Annotated in this window: 13 protein-coding genes and 2 pseudogenes; 5 read left to right on the top strand and 10 right to left on the bottom strand. The window is 72.1% G+C overall.

Annotation, left to right across the window (positions count from 1 at the left end; genetic code table 11):
• Together DI573_RS09465 and DI573_RS09460 are read right to left on the bottom strand one after the other, a co-directional pair.
• Positions 1-141, bottom strand: a pseudogene (locus DI573_RS09465) (L-ribulose-5-phosphate 4-epimerase); the annotation flags it as partial.
• A 147-nt stretch (positions 142-288) separates the two neighbouring features.
• Positions 289-1305, bottom strand: a complete 1017-nt coding sequence (locus DI573_RS09460; RefSeq protein ID WP_292813282.1) for a LacI family DNA-binding transcriptional regulator — start codon at positions 1303-1305, stop codon at positions 289-291.
• Positions 1306-1438: 133 nt separating this feature from the next.
• Here DI573_RS09460 and DI573_RS09455 point away from each other — a divergent pair, with 133 nt between their 5' ends.
• From DI573_RS09455 to DI573_RS09445, 3 genes are read left to right on the top strand one after another with little or no spacing between them, the layout of a single operon-like run.
• Entirely contained in the window at positions 1439-1975 is a 537-nt protein-coding gene (locus DI573_RS09455) for a hypothetical protein (RefSeq protein ID WP_292813279.1), read from the top strand.
• Between the two features lie 10 nt (positions 1976-1985).
• On the top strand, positions 1986-2969 hold the full coding sequence (locus DI573_RS09450) for a Gfo/Idh/MocA family oxidoreductase (RefSeq protein ID WP_292813276.1): 984 nt from the start codon (positions 1986-1988) through the stop codon (positions 2967-2969).
• A gap of 1 nt (position 2970) precedes the next feature.
• A complete protein-coding gene (locus tag DI573_RS09445; protein ID WP_292813273.1) occupies positions 2971-3843 on the top strand; it encodes an NYN domain-containing protein in 873 nt (290 codons plus the stop codon).
• A 69-nt stretch (positions 3844-3912) separates the two neighbouring features.
• On the opposite strand, the gene DI573_RS09440 is transcribed toward DI573_RS09445, so the two are convergent.
• From DI573_RS09440 to DI573_RS09405, 8 genes and pseudogenes are all read right to left on the bottom strand, one after another.
• On the bottom strand, positions 3913-4935 hold the full coding sequence (locus DI573_RS09440; RefSeq protein ID WP_292813270.1) for a 1-aminocyclopropane-1-carboxylate deaminase: 1023 nt from the start codon (positions 4933-4935) through the stop codon (positions 3913-3915).
• Between the two features lie 22 nt (positions 4936-4957).
• The gene (locus DI573_RS09435; protein ID WP_292813267.1) at positions 4958-5626 is read right to left on the bottom strand and encodes a GntR family transcriptional regulator; all 669 of its coding nucleotides are present in this window, start codon (positions 5624-5626) and stop codon (positions 4958-4960) included.
• A 126-nt stretch (positions 5627-5752) separates the two neighbouring features.
• Positions 5753-7288 (bottom strand): ATP-dependent DNA ligase, encoded by a 1536-nt coding sequence (locus tag DI573_RS09430; protein WP_292813265.1) that lies wholly within the window; start codon positions 7286-7288, stop codon positions 5753-5755.
• Between the two features lie 196 nt (positions 7289-7484).
• A pseudogene (locus DI573_RS09425) lies at positions 7485-7748 on the bottom strand (hypothetical protein); the annotation flags it as partial.
• 31 nt (positions 7749-7779) lie between these two features.
• On the bottom strand, positions 7780-8589 hold the full coding sequence (locus DI573_RS09420) for an SDR family oxidoreductase (protein ID WP_292813262.1): 810 nt from the start codon (positions 8587-8589) through the stop codon (positions 7780-7782).
• Positions 8590-8775: 186 nt separating this feature from the next.
• The gene (locus tag DI573_RS09415) at positions 8776-11427 is read right to left on the bottom strand and encodes an ATP-dependent Clp protease ATP-binding subunit (RefSeq protein ID WP_292813259.1); all 2652 of its coding nucleotides are present in this window, start codon (positions 11425-11427) and stop codon (positions 8776-8778) included.
• A gap of 105 nt (positions 11428-11532) precedes the next feature.
• Positions 11533-12399 (bottom strand): hypothetical protein, encoded by an 867-nt coding sequence (locus tag DI573_RS09410; RefSeq protein ID WP_292813257.1) that lies wholly within the window; start codon positions 12397-12399, stop codon positions 11533-11535.
• Between the two features lie 9 nt (positions 12400-12408).
• Complete coding sequence (locus DI573_RS09405) at positions 12409-12873, bottom strand: DUF3817 domain-containing protein (protein ID WP_292813254.1); 465 nt, start codon at positions 12871-12873, stop codon at positions 12409-12411.
• Between the two features lie 88 nt (positions 12874-12961).
• Between DI573_RS09405 and DI573_RS09400 the strand changes: the two genes are divergently transcribed.
• Entirely contained in the window at positions 12962-13744 is a 783-nt protein-coding gene (locus tag DI573_RS09400; protein WP_292813251.1) for an EI24 domain-containing protein, read from the top strand.
• Between the two features lie 110 nt (positions 13745-13854).
• On the top strand, positions 13855-15018 hold the full coding sequence (locus DI573_RS09395; protein WP_292813248.1) for a methyltransferase: 1164 nt from the start codon (positions 13855-13857) through the stop codon (positions 15016-15018).
• The last annotated feature ends 177 nt before the right edge of the window (positions 15019-15195 follow it).

Raw genomic sequence — 15195 nt, 5'->3', positions numbered from 1 at the left:
ATCCGCACCCGGCACACGACCCGACACATTCCCACCCGTCCACACCACCAGCCCATACCGCACCAACTCACCATGCAGACGGGCCACATCCTCGCGGGTACGCGCCACCGCGACCTCGACCTTGGGTCCGTAAGTACTCACGGCTCACTCCTTTGTGGCCCGACGGGGACCGGGATGCTGCGATGTGACGATCGGTGTGACAGATCATGTGACCGTTCACATCGCGTCATGTTAGCCAGGTCTCGGCATCCCGTGTCAAGTCGACACGGTCTCGGATGCGTAACGGCCCTAGAACGAAGGAGCGGCCACCGAGGCGCGCACGACCAGCTCGGGCATGATCGTGTGCCGCGGATCGGGCGCTGACCCGTCGCTGGGTCCTAGCAGCAGGTCGACGCAGCGCCGGCCGAGCTCGGCGAAGTCCTGACGCACCGTGGTCAGCGGCGGCCAGAAGTGCGCGGCCTCGGGGATGTCGTCGAACCCCACGACGCTGACGTCTCGCGGCACATCCAGCCCCTCCGCGCGGATCGCGTGGATCAGACCCAGCGCCATCTGGTCGTTCGAGGAGAAGATCGCCGTGAAATCGCGCACCCGCAGCAGCTCCCTCCCGGCGAAGTATCCGAACTCCGCGGTCCAGTCGCCGAGGATCGGGGCGGTCGTGGGGATGTCCTGCGCGCCCATCTCCTCGAGGAAGCCCCGCATCCGCGCCTCGGCCTCGATCCAGTCCTGCGGTCCCGCGAGGTGGTAGATCGAGCGGTGCCCGAGGTCGATCAGGTGGCGCGTCGCCAGCCGCGCCCCGGCCATCTGGTCGACCGAGAGGGCATGCTCCTCCCCCAGCCCTGTCGACTGCAGAGTCACGTAGGGCACATCGATCTCGAAGGCCGCGAGCACGCGGAACACCCGTACCTGCGGAGCGATCACGACGAGCCCCTCGACCGACTGGGCGACGAGGTGCGCAAGGCCCGCGCCGATCGACTCGGGATCGGCGGCATCGATGTTGGCGGTGCTGACCCAGTAGCCGCGCTCGCGCGCCGCGGCCTCGATTGCGGCGATGCCGGCGGCCGGTCCGTACTGCGTGCTCGACGCCGAGAGGATGCCGATCGTCTGCGACCTGCTGGTCACGAGCGCCCGCGCCGCGCGATTGGGCCGGTACTGCAGCTCCTGCATGACCTCGAACACCCGCTCGCGGGTGTCGGGGCGCACGCTCGGATGGTCGTTGAGCACGCGCGAGACCGTCTGATGCGACACGCCCGCGATCCGCGCGACGTCCCGGATGCTGGGGGGTCGTCCCCGGGTGGGGTCGCTCATGGGTCGGTGCTCCTTCGTACCTGGCCCGTTGATGTGCACGGTCACACGAATCTCCCCCCCATTATGCGGGCGGACGGCGCGGATGTGACAAAAGGCCCTGTGTCACACGGATGCCGCGGCCTAGGCTGTGCGCATGTCCGACCTGTTCCGCGACCTGCCGCTGAGCGGGCGCGTCCCGCGCGACGAGTCGCAGGTCACGGGCGACTGGCGCGGTCAGCTCGCCGACGTCGTGCACTCGGCCGCCGGCATCCTGGGCAGCCTGCCGGGCGGTGATCGTGACCGCCACGCGCGCTCTTTCCTGGTCTCCGCGGGCCTCGCCCGGGAGAGTGCCGCCGACAGCCTCACCGGGCTGAGCGAGGCCGTGGGCGACGGCAGGCGCCGGCGGGTGCGAGATCTCTCCCGCGCGGTCGGCGCCCTGCTCGCGCTCGCCCGTGACACGGGGTCGACCGTGTCGCTCGCACCGCTCACCTCCGGCGCGGTCGCGCTCTACCGCGCGACCTCCGCGCCCCTCGCCATCCGCGCCGTCGTGGGGGGACACACCCTCCGCTCCCTCGACGACGGCTGGGAGTTCGGCCACGGCCCGGTGCTGGCGGACACCTCGCTGCGCATGGTCGCCTTCCTCTGCGGCGTCTCCGAAGAGCCCCCGCGCCGTGTCGCACCCCGCCGCTAGGCTCGAGGGCATGACTGGACTGCGCTGGGGCATTCTCGCAACGGGCGGCATCGCCCACTCGTTCGCACGTGATCTTCGTACCGCCGGCCTCGACCTCACGGCCGTGGGCTCGCGATCGAGCGCCTCGGCCGAGGCGTTCGCCGCCGAGTTCGCGATCGCGCGCGCGCACGGCTCGTACGAGGCGCTGTTCGCCGACCCCGAGGTCGACATCGTCTACATCGCGACCCCGCACCCCGCGCACGTCGCGGGGGCGCTCGCCGCGATCGCCGCGGGCAAGCACGTGCTCATCGAGAAGCCGCTGACGCTCAACCGCGACGAGGCCGCCGCCATCCGCGACGCCGCCGCCGAGCGCGGCGTGCTGGCGATGGAGGCGATGTGGACCCGGTACCTGCCGCACATGGTGCGCATCCGCGAGATCCTCTCGGCGGGCACGCTCGGCGAGATCCGCGCGGTGACCGCCGATCACACGCAGCGCATCTCGAGCGACCCGGCCCATCGCCTGAACGCCCTCGAGCTCGGCGGCGGTGCCCTGCTCGACCTCGGCATCTACCCCGTCTCCTTCGTGTGGGACGTCCTCGGAGCACCGCAGACCATCACCGCGAGCGCGCGCCTGGGCGAGACCGGCGCCGACACCGAGGTCGCCACGGTCTTCACCCACGCGGGCGGCGCGGTGTCGACGACCCTGTCGTCCTCGCGCGCCGCCGGCCCCAACACTGCCGCCATCATCGGCACCGAAGCGCGACTCGAGATCGACCGCATCTGGTACAACGCCACGTCGTTCCGCGTGATCGCGCCCGACGGCGAGGTGCTCGAGACCTATGTCTCGCGCATCGACGGCCGCGGCATGCAGTTCCAAGCCCTGGCCGCCGAGCGACTCGTCGCCGCAGGGCGATGGGAGGGCGACATCCTCCCGATCGACGAGAGCGTCGAGATCATGGGCACCCTCGACGAGATCCGACGCCAGATCGGCGTCGTCTACCCCGGCGGCGCCTGAGATGGCAGACGCCCAGAGCGGCCGCGTCGCCGTCTACCTCGACTTCGACAACATCGTGATGTCGTGGTACGACCGCGTGCACGGCCGCAACTCGTACTCGCGCGACCGGCAGAAGATCAACGAGAGCACCAACGATCCCGACGTCGCCGACAAGCTGGCACGGGCCACGGTCGATGTCGGCGCGATCATCGACTACGCCGCCTCCTTCGGCACGCTCGTGCTGACCCGGGCGTACGCCGACTGGTCGGCCCCGGTCAACGCCGAGTATCGCGCGCAGCTGGTGTCTCGCGCCGTCGATCTGGTGCAGCTGTTTCCCGCCGCGGCATACGCCAAGAACGGTGCCGACATCCGCCTGGCCGTCGATGCCGTCGAAGACATGTTCCGGCTTCCCGACCTCACCCACGTTGTCATCGTGGCCGGCGATTCGGACTACGTCCCCCTCGCGCAGCGCTGCAAGCGCCTCGGTCGCCACGTCGTCGGCGTGGGCGTGGCGGGGTCGACCGCCAAGTCCCTCGCGGCCGCGTGCGACGAGTTCGATGCCTACGACACGCTGCCGGGTGTCGTGCGCCCCTCACCCGACGAGCAGAAGACGGATGCTGCGGCACCGAGCCGCGCGCGCAGCCGCCGCCGCGCCGCCGACCCCACCGCCGAGCTGCTCGAGCGCGCGCTGCGGCTCGGCCACGACAAGGACGACTCGGCCTGGCAGCACGCCTCCGAGGTCAAGAGCCTGCTGCGCCGCATGGACCCGGCCTTCAGCGAGAAGAGCCTCGGCTACAAGTCCTTCTCGGACTTCGTCAAGGCCTATCCCGCGATCGCCGAGCTCGACGAGACGACCAACATCGTGCGCATCCGCCTGGCACCCGACAAAGCCTGACCGCCGGCACGAGGGCTCAGCGCACCCTCGGCTGCGCCTGGAACGCGCGCCGCGCCGTCGAGCATCCCCTCAGTGGTACCGGCCGCTGTAGGCGTTGATCGCCGGCTGCCCGCCGAGGTGGGCATAGAGCACCGTCGAGTCCTTGGGGATCTCGCCCGACGAGACCAGATCGATCAGACCCGCCATCGACTTGCCCTCGTAGACCGGATCGATGATGACGCCCTCGAGCCGGCCGGTCAGGAACATCGCCTCGTCGGTCGACGCGACCGGGATGCCGTAGTAGTCGCCGGCCCAGCCCTCGAGCACGGTGATCTCGTCATCGCGCAGTTCGCGGCCGACGCCGATCGCCTCGGCGGTGCGACGCGCGATGCGCGCGACCTGGTCACGCGTCTCGTCGATCTTGGCCGACGCGTCGATGCCGAGCACGCGCCGCGGGCGGCCGCCGAAGTTGTGCTCGAGGTCGGCGAAGCCCGCGATCATGCCGGCGTGGGTGGACCCCGTCACGCTGCAGACCACGATCGTGTCGAAGAAGACCCCGAGCTCGTCCTCCTGTGCCGCGACCTCGTGGGCCCAGTTCGCGAACCCGAGTCCGCCGAGCGGGTGGTCCGACGCCCCCGCGGGGATCGCGTAGGGCGTGCCACCGGCGGACTCGACGTCGGCGATCGCCTGCTTCCACGAGTCCTTGAAGCCGATCCCGAACCCCGACGAATCCAGTCGCACGTCGGCGCCCATCAGCCGCGAGAGCAGGATGTTGCCCACCCGATCGTTCACGGAGTCGGGCCAGTCGACCCAGTTCTCCTGCACGAGCACGGCTTTCATGCCGAGGTGCGCGGCGACCGCGGCGACCTGGCGCGTGTGGTTGGACTGCACACCTCCGATCGAGACGAGAGTGTCGGCGCCCTTCGCGATCGCGTCGGGGACGAGGTACTCGAGCTTGCGCACCTTGTTGCCGCCGTAGGCGAGGCCGCTCGAGACATCTTCGCGCTTGGCCCACACGCGGGCGCCGCCGAGGTGATCGCTCAGGCGGTTCAGGGGGTGCACGGGGCTCGGCCCGAACATGAGGCTGTGGCGGGCGAAGTCGGCGAGGGCCATGGGATCTCCTGGGGTGGTGTGGTCAGTCCGGGGTGGATGCCGGCAGCAGGCGCTCGAGCGTCAGCCAGTTCTCGCGAGTGGCGGCCGCGGCCGCCTCCGCGTCCCCGGCGGCGCTCAGGGCGATGATGCGTTCGTGGTCGGCGACGCTGCCGCGGCCGGCGAGGGTTTCGAATCGCGCGCGCTCGAGGCGGCGCAGCAGCGGTGTGACCTGCTCCAACAGGCCCGGGAGCAGCGGGTTGGCGCAGGCTGAGACAGCCACGGCGTGGAAGTCGTCGTCGGCCGCGATCGCCGCGGCGACGTCGCCGGCGCGGAGGGCCTCGGCGAAGCGGGAGTTGGCGGCGCGCAGTGCGTCGATGTCGGCATCCGTCATCTGGGGCACGCCGTCGCGCACGGCCAGCTCGTGGAGCCCCGCCGCGATGCGCTGCGCGGCGAACGCCGCACGGGCATCGAGCGGGGCGACGACGGTCTGCTTCGCGCGGCGGGTGTGCACGAGCCCCGCCGACTCGAGACGTGCGATGGCCTCGCGGATCGGGGTGCGGCTCACGCCCAGCCACTGCTCGAGCTCGGGATCGCGCAGGCGCTCGCCCGGGGCCAGGGCGCCGCTCACGATCGCGTCGCGCAGCTTCTCGTACGCGTAATCGCGCAGCGATCGGGGGCGGTCCGCGGGCGCGAGTCCCTGGGGCAGTGGCATGCAATATTTTGCACACTACCGACAGTCATCTGTCAAATCGACCGCCGCCCCGCTCTTGGGTGTCCCGATTTCTGTCGCCGCGGCAGGCCGCAGGCGACAGAAATCGGGACACACCCCCCGCTGCCGTCAGCGCAGCAGAGCGCGCAGCGATGCGATGGTGTCGGACTCGGTCGGTGCTTTGTCGGGCCGGTAGCTCTTCACCCGCGCGAATCGCAGCGCCACCCCGCCCGGATAGCGCACCGAGCGCTGCACCCCGTCGATCGCGACCTCGACGACCGTCACCGGACGCACGAAGACCGTGCTCGGGGTGCGGCGCGTCTCGATCGTCGGAAAATACCCGGTCTGCCACCGCAGCAGCTCGTCGGTGAGCCCCTTGAAGGTCTTGCCCACCATGACGAATCCGCCCGGCGGCCCGAACTCCCCCGCCGCATCGCGCGCGCCGAGGTGCAGGTTCGAGAGCGCTCCCGCGCGTCGACCCGATCCCCATTCGACCCCGAGCACCACAAGATCGAACGTCAGCACCGGCTTGACCTTGACCCAGCTCTTGCCGCGTCGCCCCGCCGCATAGGGCGCATCCAGCGCCTTGATCACCACACCCTCGTGCCCCGCGGCGAGCGCGTCGCGCGAGACCCCCGCCGCAGCGATCTGATCGTGGGTGACGAGCCCCGGCATCCGCCACGGTGCGGCGATCCGTTCGAGTTCGTGCAGGCGCACCGACAGGGGCTCGTCGAGCAGGTCGCGACCGTCGATGTGCAGGACATCGAAGAACCAGGGCCGCAGCACCGCCGAGACCCCCGGCCCGTCGCCGTGGGAGCCGAAGCGCGCCATGGTGTCCTGGAAGGGACGCGGGCCGCCGTCCTCGTCGAGCGACAGGGTCTCGCCGTCGAGGATCACCCGCGTTGCAGGCAATCCGCGCACGACCTCGACGATCTCGGGCACGCGGTGGGTGATGTCGGCCAGACTGCGGGTGTACACGCCCACCGTGTCACCGTCGCGATGCACCTGGATGCGGGCTCCGTCGAGCTTGTACTCCACGAGTGCTTCGCCCGTGAGTGCGAGAGCCGCCGCCACGTCGGGCGCGGTCGTGGCGAGCATCGGCAGCACGGGCCGACCGACCCGCAGCGTGAGAGCGGCGAGGTCGGCCCCCGACAGCGCGAGCCGCGCGGTCTCGCCGAGATCTCCCGAGAGCATGGCGGCCCTGCGCACCAGCGGCTGATCGGTCTGCGAGGCGCGGGCGATCGCGTCGAGCAGCACGCCCTCGAGCGCGCCCGTGCGCAGCTCGCCGAGGATCACCCGCGTGATGAAATCCCACTCCCGCGCGGTCGCGGCATGCGCGAGATCGGAGAGCATGCTCGCGCGCGCGGCAGAAGAGCCGGTACCGGATGCTGTCGCCAGGCCTTCCAGCGCGCGGTCGACGTCGCCGACGCTCAGGCGGGGCGTGGGAGCGTGCACCGCGTCGCCGGTCGCACCGAGAGCCGCGAGACCGCGCCACCCGACGCCGAGCCTGCCCTGTCTCGGCCGCGCGAGCAGGAAGCCGACGGCGGGGACGATCTCGCCCTCATCGAGGCGGGCGAGCAGACGGGCCAGCGCGTCGATCTTCGCCAGCCGCGATCGTGTCGCGCCGACAGCCTCGGACACCTCGACGATCTCTGCGATCAGCATGAGCGCATCATGTCATCGCGCCGGCCGCGCTCAGCCCCCGGCGCGCGGCGCGCACCGGCGCGCCCCGGTGTCCGGCGCGCCCCGGTGTCCGGCGCGCCCCGGTGTCCCGCGCGCCCCGGTGTCCCGATTTCTGTCGCCGGGCGCATGCCTCCGGCGACAGAAATCGGGACACCGAAACACCGGGGCGGCGGGCACCTCACCGCGCCGGCCGCGTCGCCCACCACGCCCATGCCACGAGCACCGGCTGCAGGAACAGCCGGCCCAGCCGCGCCCCGTCAGTGCGCAGCATCGGCGCGGAACGCCCGGTGCGCCACTGGTGCACGTTGCCCGGAAACACCGCGACGAAGAACGCCGCCACCGCCGCGCCCACGCGACGCCGCTCCCGAGGCAGGGTGATGAGCGCCGCGCCCAGCAGCACCTCCACCGCGCCCGACGCGACGACGATCGCGTCCTTGTCGAGGCCGGTCGCCCGCGACGTCGGGCCGCACGCCTCACCCTTCGCGCCAGTCGTCGGAGGTCAGGTGCGAGCCCGCCTGCGGACCCATCTGCAGCATGCCACCGTCGACGGCCCACGACGCACCCGTCACGTAGGAGCCGGCGGGCGAGGCGAGGAACGCGACGACGTCGGCGATCTCGCGAGGTGCGCCCGGGCGTGCGAGCGGGATGCCGGGGCGATGCACCTCGTCGGCGTCGTCGGCGTCCATGTCGTTGATCGGCGTCGCGATCTCGCCCGGCGCGACGGCGTTCACCGTGATGCCGTGCACGCCCAGCTCCTGCGCCATCACCTTCAGCAGGCCGCCGAGACCGTGCTTGGCGGCGACGTACGCTGCGGATCCGACACGGGGCTGGTGCTCGTGCACGCTCGTGACCGCGATGAGCCTGCCGCCGGCGCCGTGCTGCACCATGCGCTGCGCCGCCGCCTGCAGGCCGACGAAGGCCCCGTCGAGGTTGAGGGCGACCACGCGCCGCCAGTCCTCGAGCGTCGCGTCGAGAAAGGGGCCGCCGGTGCCGCCACCTGCGTTGTTGACGAAGACGTCGAGCCCGCCGAGTTCGTCGGCGAGGCCGTTCACGACCCCCGGGACGGCGTCCAGGTCGGTCGCGTCGAAGCGCGTGACGGCGGCACGACGACCCAGCCGTCGCACACCCTCGGCCGTCGCCTCGGCGCCCTCCTCGTCCGAATGCCAGGTGACGCCGACATCCATCCCCGCCGCGGCGAGGGCGAGTGCGGTCGCGGCACCGATGCCCGAATCGGATGCCGTCACGATGGCGCGCGTGGGAGCGAAAGCAGTCGTAGGGGTCATGCCTTCGACGCTAGGGGCCGCCGCGACGACTCGCCACGGGCTTGACACCCCGGCCGCTCGCACCCTCGGTGCCGGGTGTGCACAGCTGCGGACGCGGGCGCACGACACGCCGGGCGGAGCGAGCCCGGCCCGGCGTGTCGCGGGTGCGGTCCGCAGCTGTGCACGGCCCGGCAGCGGCCGGGCGGCTCAGGCGGCGAGGGTGATGGATGCCGGGTGCACAGCCAGCCCGTCGGCGCCGGCATCGACCCGCACCGCTCCCCCGTCCGCGAGAGCGCCCGAGACGAAGAGGTCGGCGACGCGGTCATCGACCTCGCGCTGCACGAGCCGGCGCAGCGGCCGCGCGCCGTACTCGGGCTCGTAGCCGTGCTCGGCGAGCCAGTCGATCGCGGCTTCAGTGACCTCGATGTCGACGTCGCGCGTGCGCAGCCTGGCCCGCGTGGAGTCGAGCACGAGCGACACGATCCGCCGGAGCTGAGCGCGTTCGAGCTTGCGGAACAGCACGATCTCGTCGATGCGGTTGAGGAACTCCGGACGCATCGCCTCACGGAGCTTGCCCATCACGCGCGCACGCAGGTCATCTTCTGACCCGAACCCGGTCGCCCCGCCGCCGTCGGCGACGAATCCCAGCGCGCCGGCGCGGGAGGCGAGGAACTCCGAGCCCAGGTTGGAGGTCATCACGATCACGGTGTTGCGGAAGTCGACCGTGCGGCCCTGGCCGTCGGTCAGGCGTCCGTCGTCGAGCACCTGCAGCAGCAGGTTGAACACGTCCGGGTGCGCCTTCTCGATCTCGTCGAACAGCACGACCGCGTAAGGGTTGCGGCGCACACGCTCGGTGAGCTGACCTGCCTCGTCGTAGCCGACATACCCCGGAGGGGCACCGACCAGCCGCGAGACGGTGTGACGCTCGCCGAACTCGCTCATGTCGAAGCGGATCACCGCACCCTCGTCGTCGAACACGCTCGCCGCGAGCGCCTTGGCCAGCTCCGTCTTGCCGACGCCGGTCGGCCCGAGGAACAGGAACGAGCCGATCGGGCGACGCGCATCGCCCATGCCCGTGCGGTTGCGGCGCACGGCCTTGGCGACGGCGGCGACCGCATCATCCTGCCCGATGACGCGCGCGTGCAGCTCGCCCTCGAGATCGGCGAGGCGCTCGCGTTCGGACTCGGTCAGCCTCGACACGGGGATGCCGGTGGCCCGGCTGATCACGGCGGCGATCTCGGGCTCACCCACGACGGCTTCGTGCCCCGCGGCCCCTGAGCCCGCCGCCACAGCGTCCGCGCCCGTCCCCACGGCCCCTGAGCCCGTCCCCACGGTCACCGAGCCCACCCCCGCGGCCCCTGAGCCCGTCGGAGGGGCCCCCGAGGTCGCGGTGTCCAGGCGCTCCTGCACCTGACGCATCTCATCGCGCACCCGCGAGGCCTCCTCGTACTGCTCGGCGCGCACGGCGGCGTTCTTGTCGGCCTCCAGCTGCGCGAGTCGCTCGATGAGCGCCGACACGTCGACCGCCGCGCCCAGGCGCAGGCGCAGCCGCGCGCCCGCCTGGTCGATCAGGTCGATCGCCTTGTCGGGCAGCACACGATCGGGCAGGTACCGATCCGCCAGCTCGACGGCGGCGCGGAGCGCATCGTCGGTGTACGTCACGGCGTGGTGCTCCTCATACGCGGGGCGCAGCCCGTGCAGGATCTGCACGGCGTCCTCGATCGAGGGCTCGCCCACCCGCACGGGCTGGAAGCGGCGCTCGAGCGCCGGGTCCTTCTCGATCGTGCGGTACTCCCTCAGCGTTGTCGCGCCGACGAGGTGCAGCTCGCCGCGGGCGAGTCGCGGCTTGAGGATGTTTCCGGCATCCATCGCTCCTTCGCCCCCGGCTCCCGCACCGACGACGGTGTGCACCTCGTCGATGAAGACGATGAGCTCGTCGGCGTGCGCGGCGATCTCGTCCATCGTGCCGGTCAGACGCTCTTCGAAGTCGCCGCGGTACCGGGCACCCGCGAGCATCGCGGGCAGGTCGAGCGAGACGACGCGCTTGCCGCGCAGCTGCTCCGGAACGGCGCCCTCGACGATCGCGCGGGCGAGGCCCTCGACGATCGCGGTCTTGCCGACGCCCGCCTCGCCGATCAGCACGGGGTTGTTCTTCGTGCGTCGCGAGAGGATCTCGATCGTCTGCTCGATCTCGTCGGCGCGCCCGATGACAGGGTCGATCATGCCCTCGCGGGCGCGGGCGGTGAGGTCCAGCCCGTACTTCTCGAGCATCGGGGTCACGGCGGAGCCCGCCCCCTCGTCCCCGGGGGCGCCCTGAGCTTCGGGCGCGATCGTCTCGCGAGCGTTGTGGGTGAGCGCGTCCGCGGTCACACCCGCCTCGGCGAGGATCTGGCCGGCGGGGGTGTCCTGCGCGAGCACGAGCGCGAAGAACAGGTGCTCGGGATCGACGTAGGTCGAGCCCGAGGCGCGCGCCACCTGGAAGGCGTGGAACAGCGCGCGCTGCACCGAAGCAGTCACGACCGCGCCGTCGACCGGCGCGGGGGTGGATGCTGCCGGCAGGCGCTCCTCGGCCGCCCGCGCGATCGCGCCGGGGTCGACGCCGAGCCGGCGCACGGCGTCGCTTGCGGGCTGCTCGGTCACCAGCATCCGCAGCACGTGCAGGGCGTCGAGCTCGCGCTGACCGCGGGTGAGCGCGAAGCGACCCGCCTGCTGCAGCATCTGCTGCGTGCGGGCGCTGAGGAACCGGGCGAGGTCGATCGATCGTGCGGCGCGGGCGCGCTCGCCCTCGAGGTAGCGGGCGAGGAAGTCGTCGAACGCGTTGCCGCCGTCGCCGGTCTCGGGCGTGAAGTCGTCGGACACGAAATCTCCTGATCTAACTTGAGTGATGCCTTGTCAACTTTAGAAGTTGAGTTTCGACGTATCAACTCAACGCAGAGATGCTCGGCGTATTCCGAGGTGCCCCGATCAGGCCCGGAGCGAGGGATCCGCCGCGCTCCAGAGCTCGATCGTCTGAGCGATCCAGAAGACCACGAACAGTGCGAGGACGAGGACCTCACCGATGAGGATCAGGGGCGCACCGACCGCGCCCGCGACGTCGACCCCGCCGAGGGTCAGCACGATCACGAGCAGCAGTCCCGTCACTGTCACGACGATCCCGACGGCGACGACCGCGTACAGCACCCGGATGCCGCCGCGCGAGCGCGCCCGCGACGGGCCGAATGCCGCCAGCGAGGCGACCGCGGCGATGAGCCCGAAGAACGTCACCGCGGCGAGGAGGTGCGCGCCGCGGACGAACCCGGGCGGGTCGATCAGCGCCCACGCGCCGATGCCCAGGATGAGCGCCGCCGCGCCCGACACGGCGACCACGAACCCGCGCGTGAGCGTGTGCTGCACGCGCGCGAGGACGATCGCGGCGACGAGCCCCAGCATCCCGATCAGCACGAGCGAGGCGACGCCGACCGCGACGCCCGGGAGGAACTCGGGCGGCACGCATGGCGCGGTGTCGGGGCACGCCCGCGCGAGCCCGGGCACGTCGCCCACGGCCAGCGGCGTCGGAACGATGGCGATGAGGGGAGCGAGGATCGCCGCGTAGTCGAGGAGCGCCTGCTCGAGGCTGCGCCCCGACAGGGCGAGGAGCGCGAGCGAGACCGCGAAGATCGCGCCCACGAAGACGTCGCGCCCCGGGGTGTAGAACGCGGCGCTGAGCGAGGTGGGAGCGCCGTCGATCGCCGCCACCGCGGCGAAGGAGACACCCACCAGCAGGACCGCGCCGATCAGGCTCAGTCGCACGTAGCGGTACGTGCGCTGCGTGGATGTCGTCCGCAGCCTCATGCGCCGCCGCTACTCTCGTCCGCCGGGCGGGCCGATGATCAGCAGCGCGACGAAGATCACGACGACGGCCGCGGCGAGGAGGACACCCAGCATCCAGGGCCGGTTCAGGAACCATCGCATGAGCCGGTCGTGCCAGGCGGCGTCGCGGGGGTCTGCGGTGGCCTGCAGACGCCACGCGCCCTCGAGTCGACGCGTGCGGTGCAGCCAGATCTCGGTCGGGATCGTCGCGTACGGGATGATCGCGCTGACGATTGCGGTGACCGTCGGCCCCGCACCCCAGCGCTGGTTCTTCGCCACGAGAACCGCCGTCGCACCGTAGGCGAGAAAGACGAACCCGTGGATGCCGCCGCCGATCGTGACGGCGATCGCCAGATCGGCGGTCGCCCGAAGGATGAGCCCCGTGATCAGGAGCGTCCACGAGATCGCCTCGGCGATCGCGAGGGTGCGAAACAGCGACAGGGGGGTGCGGAACACGGGTCTCCTTCGGGTCTGCCCCCAAGCCTACGGAGCGGCGGGGGTGACGGTCGTCGCGCGCGAGGAGAGCGCGCTTAGGCTGGGCCTCATGCGGGAGTTCGCGGCCGGGATGGCGATGCTGGGGCGCGGTTTCGGGTTCTGGCGGCGCCGGGGCGGCCTCATGGCTCTGGGCCTGATTCCCGCTGCGCTCGTGGGCATCGTGCTGCTCGGCGCGGTGGTGGCCCTCGCGCTGCACCTGCCCGTACTCGCCGAGGCGATCACACCGTTCGCCGACGGATGGCCGGGGCTGTGGGTCACCGTGATCCGCATCGCCGCCGGCACCGCGATGCTCGGGGCGGCACTCGTGATCGTGGCGGTGTCGTTCACGGCGCTGACGCTGGTGGTCGGCGAGCCGTTCTACGACCGCATCTGGCGGGGAGTCGAGCGCGACTCGGGCGGCGACGTGCCCGATGCCGCGTACAGCTTCTGGCGCGGCGTGGGCGATGCACTCTCCCTCGTTGCGCGGGGCGTCGCCGTGGCGATCGCGGCGGGGCTCGTGGGACTCGTGCCGCTCGTGGGCGGCCTGCTCGGAACCGTGCTGGGTGTGACGCTCACGGGGTGGCTGCTCGCCGACGAGCTGACCTCACGCGCACTCTCTGCGCGCGGCATCCCGAGTCATGAGCGCCGGATGCTGCTGCGCCGGCACCGCGCGCGGGCGCTGGGTTTCGGCGTCGCGACGCAGCTGTGCTTTCTCGTGCCGCTCGGCGCGGTCGCGACGATGCCGGCCGCCGTCGCGGGCTCGACGCTGCTCGCGCGGTCGGTGCTCGAGGCGCCCGGCGCGGTGGGCGCAGCCGGCCGCGTGGGCGGGGTGGCCGAGCCCGGCGACTCCTGAACCCGCCGGCCCCGCGCGCCCTCTGCATGTCCCACTTTCTGTCGCCTCCGGCTGCGCCGGGCGACAGAAAGTGGGACATCCTCCTGATCGGCGGGCGGTAGCGTGGGGCGGTGCCTCTCGACCTCGATGATCTGCGCCGCGCGCCCGACATCGAGGGCCCCGACCTCCGGGCGTGGGATGCTGCCGACCGCCTGATCCTCGACGAATCGGCCGCCGCGAGGGTCGGCATAGATCCGGGGCAGATCGTCGTGATCGGCGACACGCACGGCGCGCTCGCGCTCGGCGCGGCCGCGGACTCGCGCGACTCGGCTGTGGGCGGGGCGGGCGGCGGCGCGGTCCGCGCGGTGGGCGGCGCGATCCGCGCACACCAGGACGCCCTGCTCGGCGAGCGAGCACTGATCGCCAACGCCGAGCGGCTGGGGCTCGCGGGCCGGGTCACCTCTCACCCGCTCGATGGTGCACTCGTGCGCGACGCCCGGATCGTGCTGATGCGACTGCCGCGCGCGCTCGATCAGCTGCGGGACACCGCCGCACTCATCGCCGCACACGCCGCGCCCGACGTCGCCGTCTACGCCGGCGGGCGCGTCAAGCACATGGCGCTCGCGATGAACGACGTGCTGAGCGAGAGATTCGACGCGATCGATGTCTCGCACGCGCGCCAGAAGTCCCGCGTGCTGATCGCCCGCGGACCGTACGACGGCCACGATCCCGAGCCTCGGCGCGCCACGCACGCGGGGCTCGTCGTCTGCGCGTACGGGGGCGTCTTCGCGGGCACCTCGATCGACATCGGCACGCGCCTGCTGCTGGAGAATCTGCCCGACCGGATCGCCGGCGCGCGCGCCGACGCGGCGATCGATCTCGCCTGCGGATCCGGTGTCGTCGCCGCGGCGCTGGCACGACAGCATCCGGACCTGCGCGTTTATGCGTGCGATCAGTCCGCGGCCGCGGTGGCCTCGGCCCGCGCGACGGCCGAGGCGAACGGCGTGGCCGATCGTGTGCGGGTCGAACGCGACGATGCGCTCTCGGCGCTGCCGGATGCGAGTGCGTCATTCATCACGCTGAACCCGCCGTTTCATGCGGGGGCCGCGATCCACGAGGGTCTCGGGCCGCGCCTGTTCGCCGATGCCGCGCGCGTGTTGCGGCCCGGCGGCGAACTCTGGACGGTCTTCAACTCGCCGCTGCAGTACCGCCCCGCGCTCGAGCGCCTCGTCGGCCCGACCCGGCAGATCGCCCGCAACCCCAAGTTCACCGTCACGGCCTCCACGCGCCGCTGACGCGCTCGGCCCGCGCTGCCCGCCCGCCCCCGCCCGAACCCGCGCTGCCCCGCCCAGCCCCGCCCGACCCCGCGCGAACCCGCCCGCCCCTGCCGAACCCACAAATTTGCAGCGAGCCACCATCCGACGAGAGTGGGTTCGCTGCAAAAGTGTGGGTTCGGCCGCTGGGCCGCCGCC

Source organism: Microbacterium sp., assembly GCF_003248605.1.
Lineage (GTDB): Bacteria > Actinomycetota > Actinomycetes > Actinomycetales > Microbacteriaceae > Microbacterium.
This window is presented reverse-complemented; position numbering and strand designations above follow the sequence as displayed.

Bases quoted from the DNA above. Each gene is read 5' to 3' on its own strand.
- DI573_RS09460 (WP_292813282.1), bottom strand. From the start codon at position 1,305: ATGAGCGACCCCACCCGGGGACGACCCCCCAGCATCCGGGACGTCGCG.
- DI573_RS09455 (WP_292813279.1), top strand. From the start codon at position 1,439: ATGTCCGACCTGTTCCGCGACCTGCCGCTGAGCGGGCGCGTCCCGCGC.
- DI573_RS09450 (WP_292813276.1), top strand. From the start codon at position 1,986: ATGACTGGACTGCGCTGGGGCATTCTCGCAACGGGCGGCATCGCCCAC.
- DI573_RS09445 (WP_292813273.1), top strand. From the start codon at position 2,971: ATGGCAGACGCCCAGAGCGGCCGCGTCGCCGTCTACCTCGACTTCGAC.
- DI573_RS09440 (WP_292813270.1), bottom strand. From the start codon at position 4,935: ATGGCCCTCGCCGACTTCGCCCGCCACAGCCTCATGTTCGGGCCGAGC.
- DI573_RS09435 (WP_292813267.1), bottom strand. From the start codon at position 5,626: ATGCCACTGCCCCAGGGACTCGCGCCCGCGGACCGCCCCCGATCGCTG.
- DI573_RS09430 (WP_292813265.1), bottom strand. From the start codon at position 7,288: ATGCTGATCGCAGAGATCGTCGAGGTGTCCGAGGCTGTCGGCGCGACA.
- DI573_RS09420 (WP_292813262.1), bottom strand. From the start codon at position 8,589: ATGACCCCTACGACTGCTTTCGCTCCCACGCGCGCCATCGTGACGGCA.
- DI573_RS09410 (WP_292813257.1), bottom strand. From the start codon at position 12,399: ATGAGGCTGCGGACGACATCCACGCAGCGCACGTACCGCTACGTGCGA.
- DI573_RS09400 (WP_292813251.1), top strand. From the start codon at position 12,962: ATGCGGGAGTTCGCGGCCGGGATGGCGATGCTGGGGCGCGGTTTCGGG.